This is a genomic window from Puia dinghuensis (assembly GCF_014642875.1).
Lineage (GTDB): Bacteria > Bacteroidota > Bacteroidia > Chitinophagales > Chitinophagaceae > Puia > Puia dinghuensis.
Window position 1 is genome coordinate 391,586 of the sequence record NZ_BMJC01000003.1, and the last position, 20,312, is coordinate 411,897.

Consider the following 20,312-nt stretch of genomic DNA (forward strand, 5'->3'; position numbering starts at 1 on the left):
TCGAAATTTGCAAGCCATGAAAAAAATTGTAGTTCTGGTCGCGTTTTTTTGCGTTGGAGCTGGGGTGTATGCGCAACGGTCTATTGCATACGAGGTATATGCCATCCGGTTTGCAAAGAGCGGTTTTATCAAAGCCTCGGAGATAGCCATCGGCGGCAGCGATAAAGACAGTGTCGCGGATTGCTATATGTTCTGGTTATTAAAGGGGGGTGGCAGGAATATTTTGGTGGACGCCGGTTTCACCTTGAATGAGAACAGCACCCGGAATAATTCATGGAACAGCAGCAATTATATCCGGCCTGACAGCGCCTTACTACGGCTAAAGCTCCAGCCTGGTGAGATTACCGACATCATCATTACCCATCCGCACTGGGATCATATCGGGGGAATAACCTTATTTCCAACCGCGCAGGTGTGGATGCAACAGGACGACTATACCTATTTTGTCGGTACTGCCTGGCAGAAGAACGGGGATCATGGGGGATTTTATAAAGAGGATGTAAAAGCCATAGTAGCCACCAACCTCGATGGGAGGCTTCACCTTGTCAAAGGCGACAGCATCGAGCTTTTCCCCGGCATCCGGGCCTTCATCGGATCAAAACATACCTGGGAATCGCAGTATGTGGCCGTCAATACATCCGCGGAGAGGGTGATCATCGCTTCGGACAACAGCTGGTACTATTATAATTTACAACATTTGACTTCTATACCCCCAAAATTTACGTTTGACCCCAAGGCATATGTACATCAATTGAAGCGCATGCGAAGAATGCAGCCCAATATCTCTTTAATTATTCCCGGGCATGATGCGGCCGTCTTTTCTCAATTTCCGACGGTGGCGGAGGATGTGGTTCGGATAAGATAGTTATGTGGCACTCTCTACGTCCGTGAATAGGTATCGGCAATTTTGCGGATAGACATTTTGATCTCAGCGATCTCTCCGAGCAGGGACCCATTCTCCTGCGGACCGGCCTTGTCCGCCAGGATGTCCAACCGGTTCTTTATAGCATTAAGCTGCTGAAGCGTATCCTCTTTGGACTCATCGCGCACCTTTACGATGACGGGTTTGGCGGTGAGCACCTTTTTTACATATTCGGTGAGGCTGCGACAGGTGGACTGATGCTGATGGCTATAAACTTCCTGTAGTTCTTCTGCGGAAAGGCGAATAGAGAGAAAACGCTTTGCTTCTTTTACTGGCATAGGTGGTGGATTTGGTTTATGATGGCTTACTGTGTTGACTAATGATGTTGACTAACGTTTAATGTGTGTTGACTTACTCTTAATAGACAATAAATTTAGCCCCGGTGTTTTAGAAAAAACTGTTAAAACCGACCGTTGAAGGTTTAAAACCGGTTAAAATTGGAAGAGCGCGGGAGAAGCAGGATGAGAGGCGCCGAATGCTGTAAAAATGCTGTTTTTTAAATATTTATGGTTATTTTGGCCTCATGATTGGCACAATCCGCCATCGGGTAGAACAGCTTAGAACAAATCTTCATTTGAGGAGGACATTGCGTCTCATCTGGGGGATCTCGAGAAAATGGACTACGCTGACCCTGGTGTTGATCGCTGTCGAAAGTGTCCTCTACCTGCTGCTGCTGTATATCTTCAAACACCTTATCAACGAAGTGGCCAGGTCCACCCCATTCAACACCGAAAAAGTGCAGCGGGTGGAATGGTATCTCGCCGTCATCACGGCAGGGACCATCATCTATGTGGTGGTGAAGGCGTTGTCCACCCTCGCCACGGAGATAAATGCACAGCGGGTAAAGGAAAGCATTGATGAGAAGATACATGAATGTGCGGTGAACCTCGATCTCGCTTTCTATGAGAGCCCGGCCTATTTCGACACTATGAAACGTGCCAGGGATGCAGGGCCGGAGGCGCCAAATAATGTCGTCCTCAATCTGGCAGATATCGCCAAGAACTGCCTGACGCTGGTGGCGATCGGCTCCATTCTCATCTCCATCAGTTGGCTTTTGCTGCCCCTGCTGGCGCTTTTTATAGCACCTACCCTGCTTGTGCGGATACGTTATGCCGAACAGCTATACCAGTGGCGGCGGCGGCAGACGCCTGTCGAGCGGCAGGCGACCTATCTCAGCGACCTGCTTACCGAAGACACCTCTGCCAAGGAGATCAGGGGCTACGGACTGGGCGCTTATATCCGCGGGTTGTATACCGGCATCCGGCTTGGCCTGATGCGCGAGCGGTTGCAGATGACCCGACGCAACACCTTTAAAGAGCTGCTGACCAATATCATGGCGACACTGGGGCTATTTGCCTGTATTGCCTATTTGTGTTTCAGCTTGATAAAGGGCCGCATCAGCGTGGGCGATATGAGTTTGTTCCTCATCGTCTTCCCGCAGTCGTATGGAATTTTGCAAGGGATGGCGCAGGGGATCTCGGGGCTTTACCAGAACAATATTTTTATCAATAATCTTTTCGAACTTTTCGACCTGCGGGCGACGCTAAAAGAGCCCGAGCATCCGCTACCCTTTCCTGAATCCGATGCGGTAGACCTGGAAGTGGAGAACATGAGCTTTACCTATCCGCATGCAAAGGAGCCGGCGCTGCGGAATGTGTCGCTGCGGGTACCTTCGGGGAAGATAGTTGCCATCGTTGGACTCAACGGTGCGGGTAAGACGACGCTGATCAAGCTGTTGTGCCGGCTTTACGATCCGTCGGAAGGGTCTATCAAAATGGACGGCACGGATATCCGGTGTTTTCGCAGCACGGAATACCGGAAGCATATCAGCGCCGTATTCCAGGATTTTGGCCGGTTCAATATCACCGCGGCGGAGAATATCCGGTGGGGGGATATCGATGGCGAGCGGCCGGAGAGCGAGATCGAATCGGCGTCGCGTAAGTCGGGGGCGCATGACTATATCCGGAGATTCCCGGAAGGATATGGAACGATGATGGGCAGGCTTTTCGAGAATGGCCGGGAGGTGAGCATCGGCCAGTGGCAGAAGCTGGCCATCGCGCGAAGCTTTTACAGCAACAGCCGGTTTGTCATCTTCGACGAGGCAACGAGTGCGCTGGATGCAGTGTCAGAGGACGAACTGTTCCAGTCGTTTCGCCAGCGCATCGGCAACCGGGCGGCATTGATCATCAGTCACCGGCTTTCCGCGGTGCGACATGCGGATCATATCTATGTAATGGGGGAGGGACGGGTACAGCAGCATGGCACCCATGAGGAGCTGGTGGCGATGGGTGGAACGTATGCTAAATTGTTTTTAAAGAAACCGGTGGAGTCGGACAACGCCGGACAATCGTAAAGACGTTTTGGTCACAGGGCGCAAACCTTGAGAAATGCCTACAATTGCCATTATAACTACCTGTAAGGAAGACTGGGGCGGCAGCGAAGAGCTGTGGGCCAGGAGCATTCCTACGTTGCAAGCCGGCGGAATAGGGGTTATCGTGTATAAGGACAGGATCAACCGCGAGCATCCCCGCTGGACAGGACTCGTGAAGGCAGGGGTCAGGCTGAAGGAATTGCGGACCCCGACATGGCAGTTTGCCGTTCGGAAGGTGTTGCTCAGGCTGCGTGGAAAATACTGGTACAAAGGAAATGAGCTGCGTTCCGCATTTACCCGGCAGTTGCGGGCAGACCGGCCGTCCCTTGTGGTGATCGCCCAGGGCATCAATTTTGATGGCCTCGACTATGCACAGGATTGTCTGGCGGCGGGTGTCCCCTATGTCATCATTTGTCAGAAGGCGGTGGATTTTTACTGGCCGCAGCTGGATCACCGGCCAGGGATGATCAAGGCTTTTCTCCATGCACAAAGATGTTTCTTTGTATCCCGGCATAACCAGCAGCTGACGGAAGAACAATTCGGCATCCGGCTAAGCAATACACAACTTATTTATAACCCGGTGGATCGCAGCGACGGTCCCATCCCCTACCCCGGCGGCAACTCCGTCTACCGGCTTGCCTGCATCGGCAGGCTGTTTGTGCTGGACAAAGGACAGGACATCCTTATCCGCCTGCTCAGCCGGCCCAAGTGGCGGGAGCGGCCTATCGAACTGGTCTTTGTCGGCAGCGGTGACGATCGGGAGGGGCTGGAAGCCATGGCCCGGTTGCATGGGCTTGAGAATATTCATTTTGCGGGTCAGCGCAATGATATGCGGCAACTGTGGCAGGAATTTCATGCCCTGGTGTTGCCCTCGCGTAGCGAAGGATTGCCGCTGGTTGTGCTGGAAGCGATGGCGGCGGGGCGTGTCGTGATCACGACGACGGCCGGTGGCAGCCAGGAGATGATAGAAGATGGGATAACGGGATTCATCGGTGAGTCGGGCGCCGAATCCTTCGACCAGGCGCTTGAGCGGGCCTGGCAACGTCGGGGAGAATGGCAGGCTATGGGGGCAGCGGCGTGTAATCACCTGCACAACCGGCTGCCGGACAGGCCGGCGGAGATCGACTTTGCCCAAACCTTAATTGCACTTGTACATGATGGAGGCTCACGATAAAGCGCTGGTGACGGTGATCATCCCTACCTATAACCGGGCGGCACTTATAGGCCGCGCTGTCGAGAGCGCGCTTGGCCAAACCTATCCTAACAAACAGATCATTGTCGTGGATGATGGCTCGACGGACCAAACAGCAACCATTGTGAAAGGCTATCCGGGGGTGGAATATCTCTACCGGCCGAATGGCGGCCAGGCGGCGGCACGCAGCACCGGTCTGGATGCCGCAAGAGGGGTCTATATCGCCTCCCTGGACAGCGATGATGTCTGGGAGTCTGTTTTCCTGGAAAAATGTGTCGCCACCCTGGAGAACCTCGACCTCGATTTTGTGTTTGTAAATTGGTATCAGCAGATGCCGGACGGGCGGATAGCGGATTATTTTTCGGAGTTCAGGTTTCTGCAACCTTATCTGGCGGGCAGGAGCGAATCCCCGATGGTTTTTACTTATCCTGAGCTGCGGCGATTGTATCTGGAATGCTGCCCCTCGCCTTCTTCCTCCGTGGTGATCAGACGGCAGGCTTTTGTCTCTCCGTGGAACGACCGGATGCATGTCGCTGATGACTGGTGTCTGTTGCTTGACATCGTATTGTCGAAGCAGGCCCGCGGAGCGCTGATCCGGGAAAAGCTTTGGCATAAAACCGTCAATGACGACAACATTTACGACGGTCGGGATAATTATGAAGTATTGAAGCTGATGTATATCGAAGATACGCGGGAGATGTTGCGGCGTTATGCCGACCGGCTTACGAAGGAGGAGATCAGGGTGCTGGAAGTGCGATGCATCGATAATACACTGAAGCTGGTAAAACTGAGCTTCCTCATCAGGGGGCGGTATGGAGAAAGCGGCCGGCAGCTATTGCGTGGCTTCTGGTTGAACCCGGTGCTCTTCATGCAGCTTGGGTGGAAGAAGATGGTGAAATGAATGTTCTAAAGACGATACGAGCTTCTGAATGGTGGGGCTATAAGCTAGCCCCGCTGCTGGCGATTGGCTATGCCACGGTGATGAAGTCGGGGAAAAGCCTGTTCGCCGCGAGTCCGTATCTCCTGTATATCATGCTGGCGATGGTGCTTGGGGCCGCTTATGTGAGTGTTATCAATGACATTACGGATATGGAGGAAGACCTTGCCATCGGGAAGAAGAACCGGATGGCAGGTGTCCCGCCTTCGCGCAGATGGATATTCCCGGTGGTGGCCCTGGCGGCGGGCGCGGTCTATATCGGCACTTTCTATCCGCATGTGCTGATCATGGCGCTGGCAGTGATGCCATGGATCGCCTTTAGCTGTTATTCCATCCCGCCGGTGAGGCTGAAGAAGCGGGGAGCCCTTGGCGTGCTGGCCGATGCGTCGGGTGCGCATGTCTTTACCAGCCTGTTCGTGGTGGCAAGTATGAGTTACTATACCGGTCAGGAGATCGACTGGGTCTGGTTTAGCGCTGTCGGTGTGTGGGCGCTTTGCTATGGCATAAGAGGTATCCTCTGGCATATGTTCTACGATCGGGACAATGATATCGCTTCGCAAACGCCTACCTATGCGACGAAGATCGCCCCTGAACATTTCCGGGGGCGCGAGTGGATGATCCTTGCTGCGGAGATGGTCGCACTGGGATTCATGTTATGGCGCATCGGCAGGACCTTGCCGGTACTATTTCTTGTCTTTTATCTTTTGTTCGTGACCGCCTGCCGGCGGAAACTGGGTTTCAAGATTGTCATCATCCTGATGCCGCCGGGTCAGCCCTATCCCTATCTCATCTTTCTGGCTGACTATTACCAGGTGTTTTTGCCTTTGGCTTTATTGTTGCGCGGTGCGCTTATCTTCCGGTATGATTGGGTGGTGTTGTTTGCGCATGGACTGTTGTTTGCCTGGAGTATCCACAGGCTGCTGCGATATGGATGGAGGATTGCGCGGGTGCCGGGGGCGGAGGCCAGCAGATATTAATGAATGTACCCCACAAGTTCGAGGTTGGCGGCAGTTTCGCCGTCGCGCATGTCCTGGTATTTGATGCGGAGGAAGACCCTGCCGGTGGGTTGCTGCGCCGGGAGGCCAAGGTTGATCTCGACGACGCGGGCGGTGACACGGCTGGTGGCGATAGTACTGGCAGCATCGGCTTTCTGCAGGCGCCAGGTGAAGCCCTGCCATTCGCCATAGGGGCTGGAAGCAGTCGTTGCGGTCCGCCCGGCGAAGGGGATCGTATCACCACCATAGACGACGAATAATTGTTGCAGGTCGATCTGGAAGTAGTCGAGCAGGTGGCTATCGCCATCTGTCTTGAAGCGGATGTAGCCGCCTTCGCGGATGACAGTCACTTTTTGAGTATCGACGGGGACGAGCTGAGGCGGTGTTTTTTCCAGGTTTTGCAGCTTCTTATATTCATCTGCACTGATGCCAAACCGTTGGTTATACGGGAGGGTCTGTCCTGCGTAGGCATTCTTATATTCATAGAACCATTGCTTGTTGGCGACGATGGCGTTGTTGAAGCGGACGAGGATGTTCTGGATGTCCTCCGGGATTTCAGGTTCTACCCGTTCGTAGGAAAAGCTGGAGCGGTGGAAGATGGAGTCGGCGAATTGGACGGCAGCCTGGCGGGCGGTGTCGGCCAGCGTATAGGTTTTACCGATAGATGATGGAGTGACCGCAGATTGTGCGCTGCCCGAATGCGGCAGGAGGAAACCAATGAGGACCAGGAACGGAAGAAAATGGTTCGACATATTTTGGCAAAATAAGGTGAAAATTACCTAATTTTGCCCTTCCATTGCCCAATAGTATAAAGGTAGTACGTCAGATTCTGGATCTGAGTGTCTTGGTTCGAATCCAGGTTGGGCAACTTCAACTAGTTGATTTTCACAAAAAAAGCCGCGCGGTTTTCCGCAGCGGCCTTTTCAATGGTCTCATTTCCTGCCTATATAACTACACCTTACTTCGCATTTGATGCGTTTTCAGCCGCCTCCATGATGACTTTCGCGACTGCCTCCGGCTGCGAAATATAGACCGCGTGGCTCCCCTTGATCTTTGTTATTTTGGTATTCGACCTCGTGTACATTTTTTCTTCGATCTCCGGACGGATGCTCTTGTCCTCGGTTGCAACGATTCCCCAACTTGGCTTGGTCTTCCAGGCTGCCTGGGTCAACGGTGTTGCAAAAGACTTGGCCGCGAATGCGCCCTGGGAAGCGTACATGAACTCGGACTCAGCTTTGCTAAGGTCTGCACAGAACCCGGCATGGTACTTCTCCTTCGAATAGTAAACGTATCCCTTATCATCGGGATTCATCACCCCATTTTCAGGTACTGGCGGCATCGAGCTGAACCAGGTGAAGGCTGATTCGCCTAAGTCAGGCTGGAAGGCCGCGACATACACCAATCCCACCACTTTGCTGTGCGTTCCCGCCTGGGTGATCACGGCGCCACCCCAGGAGTGACCGACTAAGATCACCGGCCCATCCTGCTTGTCGAGAGCCAGATTGGTTGCGGCAACATCATCTTCGAGCGAGGACAGGGGGTTCTGGACGATAGTCACGTTGTACCCTTTTTTGGTCAGGATATCATAAATGCCTTTCCACCCTGAACCATCGGCGAAGGCGCCATGTACCAACACTACGTTCTTTACTTTCATACTTTGTGCATTTAAATTGGTGAAGGAAACTGTTAAGCATACCATGGTGATTGAGAAGATGGACAACACCCGTGCGAATCTGGATTTAATTCGTTGCATGTTCATGTTTGCAAGCTGATTTTGATTTACAAAATGATTTTGCCATTGCGTTTCAATTGGTATGCCGTAAATTGTATCAAATTAATTATCAACACTTTATGGTATTCTCCAAAGCAGTTTTTGACGACATGGCACTAAAGCAATGCGGCCAATTGTCGATATTTCACCAATCCAATAATTTTTCCGGGGATTTTCGACTTCCGATCAATGGAAGCTCAAAGAGGATTGTAACTTTAAAGGAATGCCAATGAAGTATATCATGATGACAGGCCTCTTGCTGGTATTGCAAGGCACTGTGTGTAGATCCCAACTGCTCCAGGGAATCGAGCCAGTTCCGCGTGATCGGGCGCCATCGCTGGAAAAGACAATCAAGAGTTCACATTCCGACGCAGAAAAAGTCACCGCCTTGCTGCAGCTCGGTACAATATATTTTAATACTCCTTATCCGCGCACCTTCAACCTGAATTCGGCGATGCAACTTGCCAGGGAAGCGGCAAGCCTAAGCTTACGTTCCGGGTTAACCAGGTCCTATAACGAAGCCCAACTATTGATCTCTTTTATCTATTTGCGGAAAAATATTCCCGACAGCGCAAGATCCATCCTGCCGAAAGTGAATGACAGCACGCGATTTAAGATGCTGCTCGGCATATCGCATTTTTATCAAACCATAGAATTCGGCGATAGAAAAAGTCTAACGGACAAGGCAATGTACCTTACTATGCAGGCAAAGGAAATCAGCATAAGTCTAAATGACACCTTGAAAAAAATTATGGTATTACGGGAAATTGCCTGTATCCATTCCAATATCGTGCAACCCGCCTCGGAAGCCGAATTACTCGATGTTATCAAACGAATTGACGGAATCGGCTATCCCTATCTGCACTACACCTGGTTTGAACTGTCGCTGCTGGAGTATTACATGGGCAATTATGACAAAGCGCTGAAATACTCTCAGCAGGCTTTAAGGTCTATGGCGCAAACAAAGGATAGCACCAATGCAGCCGATCTCTTCCTGATCCATGGATGCATCCTGCGTAAAGCCGGTCAGCACGAGACAAGCATAGAGTACCTAAAACTGGCTATCGGGTATTATAAGGTACAATATGGGGATGAGGGTATGGCCGATGGTATCTTAAATCTGGCCGAAGAAATGATAAAAGTAAAGCGGCCAGAAGAAAGTGATAAGGTGATCAAAAGACTCAATGCCAACTATTTTCCCGACAACAGCATAGACAGTATTCGCTGGTTCCAGGCGATGGGAACCTATTATAGATTGAAAAAAGACTATTCTAATGCGCTAAAGTACATGCAACTGCGCGCGGACATTGAATCCCGGTTAAACTACCAGCCTGACTATTATGGATTGGGACAAGTCTACCTGGAGGCAGGGAACTATGCGAAAGCCAAACCCTATCTTGAAAAAGCCCTGAGATCGGTGGACTATTCCTACTCTGTTCTTGCCAAGGCTCACGTGGAATATTGCCTTTTCCTGGCAGATTCAGCTGAGGGAGATTACATCTCTGCCATACGCCATCTATTAAAAAACAAACGTTATGACGATACGGTGATGCAACAGGCAAAGGTGGATGCGATAGAAAAATACAAGGCGCAGTACCAAACCGAACGGAAAGAAGCGGACCTCAATTTAAAGGACCAGCGGATAGCCTTGCTAACTAAGGAACGGCAACTCCAAGCTATGTACTTAGAAAGAGCGAATTTTATCAAAAACACCGCTTTATTCGGCAGTCTTATCCTCCTTGCTGTCGGTATCCTGATGAACATTCAATATCGTCAAAAGAAAAAGGCCAGCAATATAATAGCTAAAATGAACGAACAGCTTCAACGATCACTCGCCGAAAAAGAATGGCTATTGAAAGAAGTGCACCACCGTGTAAAAAACAATCTGCACACGATCATTTGCCTGCTCGAATCCCAGGCCATGTACCTGGAAAAAGATGCCTTGCAGGCAATAGAAAAAAGCCAGCATCGCATCTATGCTATGTCGCTGATCCATCAAAAGCTCTACCAAAACGACGATCTTCAGTCAATCGATATGTCCGTATACCTGGAAGAATTTATCGGTTATCTGAAAGACAGCTTCGACACCCATCAAATTGAGTTCGAAGTCGAAGTCGATCCGGTGCACCTGAATCTGCAGCAGGCGATCTCCGTAGCACTGATCATCAACGAAGGCGTAACCAACTCGATCAAATATGCCTTCAAAAACAATGATTCTCCTAAAATTTGGATCTCAATGACCCTCGCCGGCGATAAGGTGAAGCTCGTTATTGCCGATAATGGCAAGGGCTTCCAGCTTAAAGAGGAAGATGAAGTAAAAAGCCTGGGCTTACAGCTTATCAGAGGACTCAGCAAAGAGCTCCTGGGGACGGTACGGATAGAGACGACAAAGGGAACGAGACTTGTCATTGAATTTATACGAGAGAATATTACCGATCCCATTCAGCATATGCAGCAAACGATCCCGGATTATGAAGCTTAAGATCCTTATTGTTGAAGACATTTTTATTGAAGCCAATAACCTGCGGCTTATATTGGATCGGGCAGGATATGCCGTCATCCCGATAGCCTCGACCTTCGCTGAAGCGATGGATATGCTGGATCGCCATAAACCGGACCTCGTTTTGTTGGATATCTATCTGCGCGGGTCCCTGACAGGGATCGACCTGGCCAGGATCCTTGCTACCAGAAAAATACCATTTATTTATCTGACGGCGAATTCCAACAGAAAAGTCTTTCAGGCTGCCAAAGCGACCAGGCCATACGGCTTCCTGGTCAAGCCTTTCCGCCAGCGCGATGTTCTCGCGGCATTGGAAGTGGCGGTAGAACTCCACGAAGTGCTGATAAAAGGCGCCATGGATCAATCCGGAACCAATAAGCGCTACGATGATTCTGCAGAAGGGTATCCGTTTAATATCGTTACGGCATGTAAATCGATGCAGAATATTTTCGAGCACATTCGTCTTGTCGGTCCTTCGGAGACCTCCGTCCTTATTTTAGGTGAAAGCGGGACAGGCAAAGAGCTTGTGGCCAAGGCTATCCATGAAGCGTCTAACCGCAATAGCGGGCCTTTCGTCGTTGTAAATTGCGGCGCACTGCCCGCCACAATAATCGAGTCCGAACTATTTGGACACGAAAAAGGGGCTTTTACGGGCGCCCTGGAAAAAAGGGCCGGGAAATTTGAAGCGGCGAATGGCGGGACGATCTTTTTAGATGAAGTCGGAGAGCTTCCTGCCGAGTCGCAGGTGAAATTCCTTCGCGTGCTGCAACAAAAGGAGATCCAGCCGGTAGGTGGCACAGCCAGAACAGTTGACGTACGGATCATTGCGGCTACGAATCGTCACCTCGATGAAGAGGTGGCTGCGGGAAGATTTCGCCTGGATCTATACTATCGCCTGAATGTTTTTCCCATCCTGATCCCTCCGTTGCGGGAAAGAAAGGATGATATCATGTTGTTGGCTAATTATTTCCTTAAAAAATTCGCCGACCTCGCAAGGAAAATTATCACGGGCTTCTCAGCGGACGTCATAATGGCAATGGAGCGCTACGACTGGCCCGGCAATGTTCGCGAAATGGAGAATTTAATGCAAAGAACAGTGTTGCTTACGAAGGGCCCTGTGGTCACTGAATTTTATCATAAGCCAGCACATTTGAATGTTCCGACGGCTGAAACCAGGGTGAAGAGTATTGTGGAAAACGAAAGAGATCATATCATCGCTACTTTAAAGGCTTGCAATGGGAAAGTGTACGGTCCGGGCGGGGCCGCCGAACTTTTGGGGATTAACGTTTCAACCCTGAATTCCAGAATTAAAAAACTCGGCATAGAGAAGATCCGATCGGGGAAAAAGGGAAAATAGCTATCTATTTTACCTTGGTGACCCGGCCGGAACCAGCGGTGGTAACATTCGTGGTAACGGCATTGCCGGTATAGTATACGCTGCCGGAGCCGGCGATATGCGCAGACATGGTCTTCTCGACATCCAGGTGGCAACTGCCGGAGCCGGCAATGCTTATTTCCACGGCGTCGATCTTCAATTGCTCCCCACTGATCTTACCCGAGCCGCTGATCTCTACTTTTGCCTTTGCCGCTTTGCCCTGAATCTGCAACTTTCCCGAGCCTGCCACGCTGGCTTTAAGGTTATCGGCCTCCACATCGGCAGAAATGGAACCGGAGCCGCCCATCGAGACGCTAACATTATCGCCCTTTACGGTGCCGCTGACGTCGATAGAGCCGGAGCCGCCGAGACTCAGGGAGGAGAGCGATTTAGCCGTGATATAAATATCTACTTTTCCCCTTTGATGGAAATGGCCCCAGTCGTGCGGGGTCTTTATTTCCAGGATGCCGTGTTCGACCACTGTCTCGATCTCGCTGATGTCCTGCTTGTCGCCCTGGATCTTCAGACTCTCGGTACCGTCGATCTTTACGTGCACGGCAAAGGAGCCGCCGCTGGAGATGCCGTTGAAGCCGGAGACCGACCGGGTCTCTTCGGACTGGGCGAGGGCGCTTCCGGTGATGCCCGCCAGGGCGATAAGGGCCAAAAAGGCGAGTTTGATCGTTTTCATGCGTTGGTGCTTTTATTTTTGAATGTTTGATGATTAGCCTAAGAGTCGGGGAGTAGTGGTTCTTTGTTGCATGGATGCAAAAAAAAGGCCCCCGCTTGTGCGGGGGCCGCGCTGGAGAAAGGGATAAGGCAAGCAGTTGGTATCGGTTATCGGTCGCGCCGCAGGGAGCCCTACCTCCCTGGAAGCTTTGTTAGAATCTCGTTACTTTTTGCGTGAATCGCCCTGTCCTCGTCCTGGTGGTAATAAGGTATACGCCTCGGGGTAGCCAGGCAAGCCCGTCCCAGTCGGTGTTGCTGGTTCCCGCATACACCTCTGCGCTCTTTGTCGCCAGCAGCTTCCCGGCCATATCGTACAGCAGCAGGGCTATCGTTTGCTGACTGGATGAAGAGACCTGCACTCTCAGGCTGTTCTGGAACAGGGTACCCAAAACGGTGGCCCTGTCGCTGGCTCCTCGATCGAAGGTGACAATATTGGAATAATTAACCTGTCCGGTGAGATCGATGGTTTTTACCCTATAGAAGATGTGCCCGGAGAGCTGGCTTGCTCCATAGTCGTTAAAGGTGTAGGTATGGGGCCCGGCGCCTCCCTGCAGCCCGACTTCAGTGACGGACTGAAAATGATTTCCGTCCGTGCTTCTTTCCAATTGAAGGTGTGCCATGAAGGTTTCATCGCCGGTCTGCCAGTCTAACCGGATATGATCGCCTTCATCCGCGCCGGTGAGCTGCAGGAGGGAGAGGGGCAGGTCGATGGAATACAATATCGTCTCGAACATCCCTTTTCCGTGGGTGGCGGCCCGGATCTTATTATTCGGTCCCGGAACGAGGTCGACCACCTCCGTGGCATCCCAGAACCCGCCATTGAAATCCTGCCAGGTGTTACCTCCATTGGGACTGACATACACGCCGAAGTCGTTGCCGATATAGATGATCTTCGGATTATTGGGGTCGAACATTATGGCATTGGTGGGTACATCGGGAAGGCCGCCCGCCGATGGGCCCGGGTCTTTGCTCGTCCAGGTGGTGCCGCCATTACCCGTCACATAGACATGAGGGGTACCGAAACCTCCTACCGCCACCCATACGCTGTCGTCGTTCGTAGGACTGATAGCGAAATCCATTATATACCGGTTGGGCAGGTTGTTGGGCGCGGTGCCCATGATGCTCGTGAAGGGCGTATTCCCCGTGGTGGTGCGCAATACATTTGCCGATGGGGTATAATATAAGTTATCTACGTCGTTGTCGTATTGCGCGAAGGGCGAGACGGAAACATAGACCTTATTCGCATTGGTCGCAGAAATGGCAAGGGCTATCCCCGTTTTATGGATTTTGTCGATGAAGTTATTGGGGGTCGTAGCCGGGGCTCCTGCGCCAAGCGCGTTCCCGCTGAACGATGCGCCGCCGTTGGTGCTGACATGCAGGTTATCGGAAGCCACATACATGACCTTGGGATTGGATTTGCTGATGGCCAGGGGCGCCACAAAGGCTGTTCGGGAATCGCCAATAGCCCCCCAATACTGCGTAGAATTCGAAGCGGATGCCCCTCCGTTGTTGGATATATATAGGTTTCTGGCGTCGCCGGAGGTGAGGATGATGCTGTTGTTGGTAGGTGCGATGAAACAGGACGCCCCATCACCATACCCGCCCGGATAGTTACTCCAGGAGCCGCTATTGTACATCACCACACCGTTGTCCTGCAGGCCGCCCACCAGTATATCGGCGGTGGTGCTATACCCTATCGTATTATAGAACTGCACCGCCTGCAGGCCGTTGTCGATCTGGGAAAAGGAGCTTCCGCCATCGGTACTTTTATATACCCCGCCGTCGCAGGTGACATAAACATTATTGCTGTTGGATGGATCGAACTTGATGTCATGGATATCGGAGTGGATACTCCCATCGCCGGCAGAAGAACCCGAACCGATGTTGTAGGAATACATGCTGACGCCGGCATAGAGCACGTTGCTGGTGGAAGAGGGATTAATGGCGACCGCGTTGGCGCACCAGAACTGGTACTGGGAATACGCGGAATTATTCAGCACCGTCCAGGTAGTTCCAAAATTGGTGGAACGGTACAGTTCGTTAGACCCGGTTTCATTGACTCCGATGCCGGCGATGATCGTATCCCGGTTGCCCTTGGTGGGTATATTATCCAACCGGATCAACCCCTGGAAAGTAGCGGGGAGGCCGGAAGTGATCTTCGTCCAGGTCGATCCGTTATTGGTGCTTTTGTAGATGCCTTTATCCGTATTCTGGAGGTTGCCGACCCCGATGACGATCTGGGTGGTGTCTTTTGCATCGACGACCACGTCGGATACATAGTTCTTGGCGATCACCTGATTCCAGGTAGTGCCGCCATCCGTCGAGCGATAGAGGCCGTCCGTCCCGCAGGCGTAAATGGAGTTGGGGTTGACAGGGTTGAATTTAAGTTTCTGAATGCCGAACATATTGGCTTCGGTCTTTACAAAGACCTGGTTCCAGGTGGCGCCCCCATTGGTACTGCGCAATATTCCTACCCCATAGGTGCCTCTTGTCTTCCAGACGTTGAAGCCCGTAGTACTCGGGTCCGCAGTGGTCACCGTCGAATCCATCCGGTAGATCTCACCGGTGCCGGCAAAGATGATATTGGCATTGGAAGGGTTGATGATGATGCTGGAAACCCCCAGTACGGGATACCCGGTGCTCACCGACGTCCAGCTGTTGCCGCCGTCGGTGGATTTCCAGATGCCGCCGCTGGCAGCGCCGCAGAACAGGTTGTTGCCGTTGGAAGGGCTGATGGCGATAGTTATTATCCGGCCGCCGATGCCCGTGCTGGGCCCGATGGGCGCCCAGTTGCCCGTGGTGTAAGTGATAGGATTGCTGCCACCCGTGACTGTTTTTACCCCCTCCGCCATTTTTCCATGCGAGGGCGACGGTCGCATGGCCAGCGCCTGCTGCCAGGCTTGCATATATTTTGCGCCGATGTTGGTGGGGTCGGGATAAGCTCTCGACCACCACCATGCCGACAATTCTTTATCTATTCCGGCATCTTTTTCTTCCTCATCGTCCTTGTCGCGTTGGTGCGGCGAGCGGCAGCATAGTCCGGTGCAAAGGGTTAATATGGCAGAAGCGAGGACCAGGCGGGTCCTTAATGGTTGTTTCATGGATAGGGGTTATCGGGTTAATAAAGAGCTATAAAAAAAGCCAGGGATCGCCGCTGATCGGAGGTGCCCGGTCAGCGGCGACTGATGCGATTAATCCCTGACAATCTTTTCTCTTGCGGTGCCTGACGGACTCAAAACTTCCAGGATGTACAGGCCCTGGGGCAACTCCGGCAGGTGGTTCAGGTTGATAAGGTTCGTACCCTGTTTTCCATTGACCGATTGCGAATACAACAGATTTCCACGCGTGTCTATCAGTCGGATAAAGAGTGTTTCTTCCTTACCCAGCGCAACATTGGCAACCAACGATCCTTTGAAAGGATTGGGAGCGACAGTAAGGGTGAATGACACGTTGTCAAGGTTTACTTTAACTACCTCGCTATAATAAGCACTACCGCCATAATCGGTCATTCTAAGCCGGTAGTAGGAATCGCCGTTTTGGGGATCGAGGTCATCGGTGCTATATTGCTGGGTCGATTCCGGCCGGTTGTTTGGCGTCAGCGTCCGGAGGCTTCCCCAGGTGGTTCCATCAGAACTGCGCTCGATGGTATAGGATTGCATGTTCATCTCATTAGCCGTCGCCCAGTTGAGCCGGACGTCGTGGCCATTCAACGGCACGCCGGTGAAGGAGACGAGGCGGGTAGCCAGCACGACGCTTACGGGGATCATATAATCTTCTACTTCCCCGTTGCTGTAATAGCCCAGGGCATTGTTGACGGTCATGCCGTTGCTTGCCGAGGTAAGCCGGATGCGCATGAATACATTCGTTGCCGAGAGGGGTATCGATGCCGCCCCTGTCCAGCTGAGGGCAATCGACTGCATGCTCGTAGAGCTGCTCACCGTGACAGGGGTGCTGCCTTCCGAAGCATCGAAAAGGCCGTCATTGTTAAGATCGATCCACCCGATGAGGGTTGCGTTCGCCCCGGTGTGGTTATATACGTTTACGTTAGCCCCATAAGTGGTCTGGTAATTCGTAAAGGTGGGAAGGATAGGGATACCGTCATCGGTAGCGCCGTCACCGGTGGCATTGGCGCTGGTCTTCTTTGCGAATTCGGCATTCCAGTATGTTCCCAGCTTTAGCGTACTGTCGAAATCATGGGTAGCCGGGTCGGAGCCGGCAGGGTCATAACTGGCCGGTGCGTCGCCATAGTCGAGCGGCGGCTTGAAGGCATCCGATCCATCCCCCGAACCGCTGGTGGTCCAGTCGATGGCAGCCTTACCCGCCAGGTGGGATTCCGGCCCGATGGTGCCGTTCTTGTTGTACAACGCGATGGAGTCCACGAGACCCCCCAGCCAATACACGTTCTCATTCCAGGCGACACCGGATTCCCCCGGCACGGGGTTCGAGTTGGCGGGGTAGGTGCTGACAATGAGGCCCGTTTGCAGATCGTAATGGATCCAGCTGCCGCTGCCCGCGCTGTTGAAGTCATACATGACGCCGTTGCTGATGGAGAAATCGCCCCAGTCATGCAGCAGGGTGCCGGTGCCGTTATCGGCTTTCACCGCATACACCTGGGCAGCTTTTATCGGGTTGAAGCTGGCGTCGAAGTCGATGCGCCAGGCCATGGAATAGCGGCCGCTGGTGGCGGTGCTGTTATTATTGGTGCCTTCTATCCCGATGTAAAGCGAGCCATTGTAGAAAGATGCGGCGCCCGATTCGACGGCGATGTCGAAAGTGGGGATATTGAACGGCGCTGCCCGGACATCCGCGATGAGCGTAGAGATGGTACCCGAGCTCATGGTGGCATTGAGGCCGCTGAGTGTATTGAAATCGTATTTCTTGATGGCCCTGTTGGTGGTAACCCCCATCCCATCCTTCACATAATATAAGAAATGTTCATAGGGATCATAGCCAAAGGAGTTGAGCCATTTATTGGTCGCAGTATTATCGGTCATCACCCAGCGGCAGTTGCCGGTATTGACATCCGTTGTAGAAGCAGTAGCTGCATTGGACGTATTCAGGATATAGGCCGGCTGCCCGGTAAAGGGCTTGGCCACAGTGTAGTAGTTGGTGGGGAATGACCGGTATACGCAGGCAGAGAGATCGGACAGCCACCACGTTCCTGCTGTCCCGCCGATGGTGATGGTCACGGTCTTAACACCATTGGTACCGGCGGGAGTAAAACCGCCGATGGTGACATTTACCGTAGACCTGGGACTGGTAAAGGCGACTGTGGCCGCGGAAGCCATAGCCGTGGCAGAGGTGGTGCCGCTGCCGGCAACGAAGAGGGTACCTAATGCATCGGCGGCCATGGTAATATCCAGCGGATTGCCGGACCCATCCGTAGCCGTCACGTTGGCTGTCTGACTCTTGTCGATAGCGTAAAGACTGAAGTTGAGGTTGGCGACTACAGTATCGAAGGTGAAGGTCATGGTGCCATTGCCGTTGAACTCAACAGCAGTGCCCGAACCGAAAGAACCCGCCTGCGCCGTGGACTGGATGGTCGTATTATCACCGAGGGCAGCAATGGCCGTGGCGATATTTACTCTATTGGTGCCGAGGGTAAAATTCTGGCTCTGGCTCATGGCCGTCGTCACACCGACTCCTTTTGCCGCATTGTAGGCATAATTACCTGTTGTGATGAGCCACCAACGATTGTCCCATTTGAGGGTGGCGGTAACCGCAGTCCCCGGGCACTGGGCATAGGAGATGCCGGAGATGAAATAAAAGCCCAGTAAGAATAAGAGCCTAATAAAGTAAAGAGGTTTCATGAGGATGGATTAAGGTTGACCAATCACCAGCACATGGTCGCCGGGGGTTAATCGAACTGGGTGCAAGCTAGATAAGAAACCGCTTACGGGCAATCGTGAAAAGTACGAAGGGCGTTTAGAAAAATACGTTCATCGGCTTGTCCGGACTGGGAGAGAAACGTTTATGCATTAGATAATTCAAGAATTATTAGTACGGATAGGTGCTCTCTGTTTTCGCCAATAGAAGAACTACTTATGGGGCACTAGTAATCGAACGTACGTAATTGTCGGTTAAAGTTGGAGGTGTTGTCAGAGTCGGCCGAGGCAGGTGAGGAGGCTGGGTTCCCAGTCAGGAATAATAATATTATAGGTTTTACGAATAAGGGTCTTGTCGAGCAGGGAATAGTGGGGCCTTTTTGCAGGAGTCGGAAACTGGCTGCTCGGGATGGGATTGACGGTGCAGGTGCTGCCGGTGTGGTTGCGGATGGCCGAAGCAAACTGGTACCAGCTGATGCGGCCTTCATTGCTGTAGTGATAGATGCCGGGTACGAAGTTAGGACTGTTCACGATGTGGAGGATGGCAGCGGCGAGGTCGGCGGCATAAGTAGGCGAGCCGATCTGGTCGTCGACGACGTTGATGGCGGGCCGCTCTTTCATAAGGCGGATCATGGTCTTGACGAAGTTGTTGCCGAATTCGGAGTAGACCCAGGCCGTGCGGATGATGACCGTGCCGCCGGGATGGTTTTCCATCGCCCGCTGTTCGCCCGCTAATTTGGAGGCGCCATAGGCGTTGATCGGTGCGGTGGGGTCGTTCTCTTTCAGCGGGGTAGCTGAATTTCCGTCGAAGACATAGTCGGTGGAAACATGGATGAGTCTTGCGCCGCTGTTGCGGCAGGCGGCTGCGAGGTAGCCCGGACCTTCGCCATTAATGCGGAAAGCGGCGTCTTTCTCAGTCTCAGCCTTGTCGACTGCGGTGTAGGCGGCGCAGTTGATGCACCATGCCGGTTTATGGGTGTTGAAGAAGGTCGCTATCTGTTGCGGGTCCTCGATGGAGAGTTGGCTACGATCGGCGAAGACGAAGCTGTACTGCGGATAGGCAGCAGCGAGAACTTGTAGTTCGCGGCCCAGTTGGCCATTTGCGCCGGTGACGAGGATGGTGGGTGTTGCCATTAGCCTGCGTATTGAAACGTATTACGGCATTGCGCAAAGGAGGGTAGCTCGAGGTCTTTTCCGGAGACGATAACCTTGTCGGCCGGGATACCCCAGTCGATGTCCAATTGTGGATCGTCATAGCGGATACCGCCTTCGCTTTCCTTGTTGTAGAGTCCGTCGCATTTATACTGCAGCTGGGCGGTCTCGCTAAGAACGGAAAAGCCGTGGGCAAAGCCGCGGGGGATGAGGAGCTGTAGTTTATTCTCGGCAGAGATCTCGATAGCCAGGTGTTTACCAAAGGTGGGCGAACCTTTCCGGATATCGACGGCCACGTCGATGACCCGTCCTTCCACCACGCGGATGAGTTTTGTCTGGGCGTGTGGGTCCATTTGATAGTGCAGGCCGCGGATCACCCCATAATAGGAGAAAGATTGGTTGTCCTGGACGAATCGCATGTCTAAACCCTGCTTCCGGAAGACCTGTTCGTTGTAGGCCTCGAAAAAATAGCCCCGTTCGTCTCTGTAAACGTTGGGTTCGAAGATCAATAAGCCGGGGATGTCGGTGTTTTTGAAAGGCATCCTT

The 20,312-nt window shown here is 52.5% G+C and carries 15 protein-coding genes and 1 tRNA gene; 8 read left to right on the forward strand and 8 right to left on the reverse strand.

All coding sequences use genetic code 11. The features are described from left to right. Positions 1-16 precede the first annotated feature (16 nt). On the forward strand, positions 17-865 hold the full coding sequence (locus IEY39_RS14905; protein ID WP_188932917.1) for an MBL fold metallo-hydrolase: 849 nt from the start codon (positions 17-19) through the stop codon (positions 863-865). 14 nt (positions 866-879) lie between these two features. Here the strand turns inward: IEY39_RS14905 and IEY39_RS14910 are convergent, their stop codons facing one another. Further along, a complete protein-coding gene (locus IEY39_RS14910; RefSeq protein WP_188932919.1) occupies positions 880-1,200 on the reverse strand; it encodes a hypothetical protein in 321 nt (106 codons plus the stop codon). Between the two features lie 245 nt (positions 1,201-1,445). Here IEY39_RS14910 and IEY39_RS14915 point away from each other — a divergent pair, with 245 nt between their 5' ends. Genes IEY39_RS14915 through IEY39_RS14930 form a run of 4 tightly spaced genes read left to right on the forward strand, consistent with a single transcriptional unit; the run spans position 1,446 to position 6,399 of the window. Beyond that, complete coding sequence (locus IEY39_RS14915; protein ID WP_188932921.1) at positions 1,446-3,275, forward strand: ABC transporter ATP-binding protein; 1,830 nt, start codon at positions 1,446-1,448, stop codon at positions 3,273-3,275. 34 nt (positions 3,276-3,309) lie between these two features. Next, the gene (locus IEY39_RS14920; RefSeq protein ID WP_188932923.1) at positions 3,310-4,467 is read left to right on the forward strand and encodes a glycosyltransferase family 4 protein; all 1,158 of its coding nucleotides are present in this window, start codon (positions 3,310-3,312) and stop codon (positions 4,465-4,467) included. Beyond that, on the forward strand, positions 4,448-5,386 hold the full coding sequence (locus tag IEY39_RS14925; RefSeq protein WP_188932925.1) for a glycosyltransferase family 2 protein: 939 nt from the start codon (positions 4,448-4,450) through the stop codon (positions 5,384-5,386). Before IEY39_RS14920 ends, IEY39_RS14925 begins: the two co-directional genes overlap by 20 nt. Further along, positions 5,383-6,399, forward strand: a complete 1,017-nt coding sequence (locus tag IEY39_RS14930; protein ID WP_188932927.1) for a UbiA family prenyltransferase — start codon at positions 5,383-5,385, stop codon at positions 6,397-6,399. The genes IEY39_RS14925 and IEY39_RS14930 overlap by 4 nt, the downstream gene beginning before the upstream one ends. Here IEY39_RS14930 and IEY39_RS14935 read toward each other — a convergent pair. Then, on the reverse strand, positions 6,396-7,169 hold the full coding sequence (locus IEY39_RS14935) for a hypothetical protein (RefSeq protein WP_188932929.1): 774 nt from the start codon (positions 7,167-7,169) through the stop codon (positions 6,396-6,398). The two genes, IEY39_RS14930 and IEY39_RS14935, sit on opposite strands and share 4 nt — an antisense overlap. A 45-nt stretch (positions 7,170-7,214) precedes the next feature. Here IEY39_RS14935 and IEY39_RS14940 point away from each other — a divergent pair. After that, positions 7,215-7,285 (forward strand) — tRNA-Gln (locus IEY39_RS14940). 90 nt (positions 7,286-7,375) lie between these two features. Here IEY39_RS14940 and IEY39_RS14945 read toward each other — a convergent pair. Next, complete coding sequence (locus IEY39_RS14945; RefSeq protein WP_229688917.1) at positions 7,376-8,116, reverse strand: alpha/beta hydrolase; 741 nt, start codon at positions 8,114-8,116, stop codon at positions 7,376-7,378. A gap of 301 nt (positions 8,117-8,417) precedes the next feature. On the opposite strand from IEY39_RS14945, the gene IEY39_RS14950 reads away from it, so the two are divergent. Beyond that, positions 8,418-10,670: a histidine kinase dimerization/phosphoacceptor domain -containing protein gene (locus tag IEY39_RS14950; protein ID WP_188932931.1), complete on the forward strand. Its 2,253-nt coding sequence runs from the start codon at positions 8,418-8,420 to the stop codon at positions 10,668-10,670. Then, a complete protein-coding gene (locus IEY39_RS14955) occupies positions 10,660-12,045 on the forward strand; it encodes a sigma-54-dependent transcriptional regulator (RefSeq protein ID WP_188932933.1) in 1,386 nt (461 codons plus the stop codon). Before IEY39_RS14950 ends, IEY39_RS14955 begins: the two co-directional genes overlap by 11 nt. Positions 12,046-12,049: 4 nt before the next feature. On the opposite strand, the gene IEY39_RS14960 is transcribed toward IEY39_RS14955, so the two are convergent. The 5 genes from IEY39_RS14960 to rfbC all read right to left on the reverse strand — a co-directional run bounded on the left by IEY39_RS14960 (position 12,050) and on the right by rfbC (position 20,308). Beyond that, positions 12,050-12,751 (reverse strand): head GIN domain-containing protein, encoded by a 702-nt coding sequence (locus tag IEY39_RS14960; RefSeq protein ID WP_188932935.1) that lies wholly within the window; start codon positions 12,749-12,751, stop codon positions 12,050-12,052. A gap of 190 nt (positions 12,752-12,941) precedes the next feature. Beyond that, a complete protein-coding gene (locus tag IEY39_RS14965; protein WP_188932937.1) occupies positions 12,942-15,890 on the reverse strand; it encodes a WD40/YVTN/BNR-like repeat-containing protein in 2,949 nt (982 codons plus the stop codon). 90 nt (positions 15,891-15,980) lie between these two features. Next, positions 15,981-18,599, reverse strand: coding sequence for a GEVED domain-containing protein (locus IEY39_RS14970; RefSeq protein ID WP_188932939.1), 2,619 nt, complete (start codon positions 18,597-18,599; stop codon positions 15,981-15,983). Positions 18,600-18,887: 288 nt separating this feature from the next. After that, complete coding sequence (rfbD, locus tag IEY39_RS14975; RefSeq protein WP_188932941.1) at positions 18,888-19,748, reverse strand: dTDP-4-dehydrorhamnose reductase; 861 nt, start codon at positions 19,746-19,748, stop codon at positions 18,888-18,890. Further along, complete coding sequence (gene rfbC / locus IEY39_RS14980; protein WP_188932943.1) at positions 19,748-20,308, reverse strand: dTDP-4-dehydrorhamnose 3,5-epimerase; 561 nt, start codon at positions 20,306-20,308, stop codon at positions 19,748-19,750. The genes rfbD and rfbC overlap by 1 nt, the downstream gene beginning before the upstream one ends. Positions 20,309-20,312 lie beyond the last annotated feature (4 nt).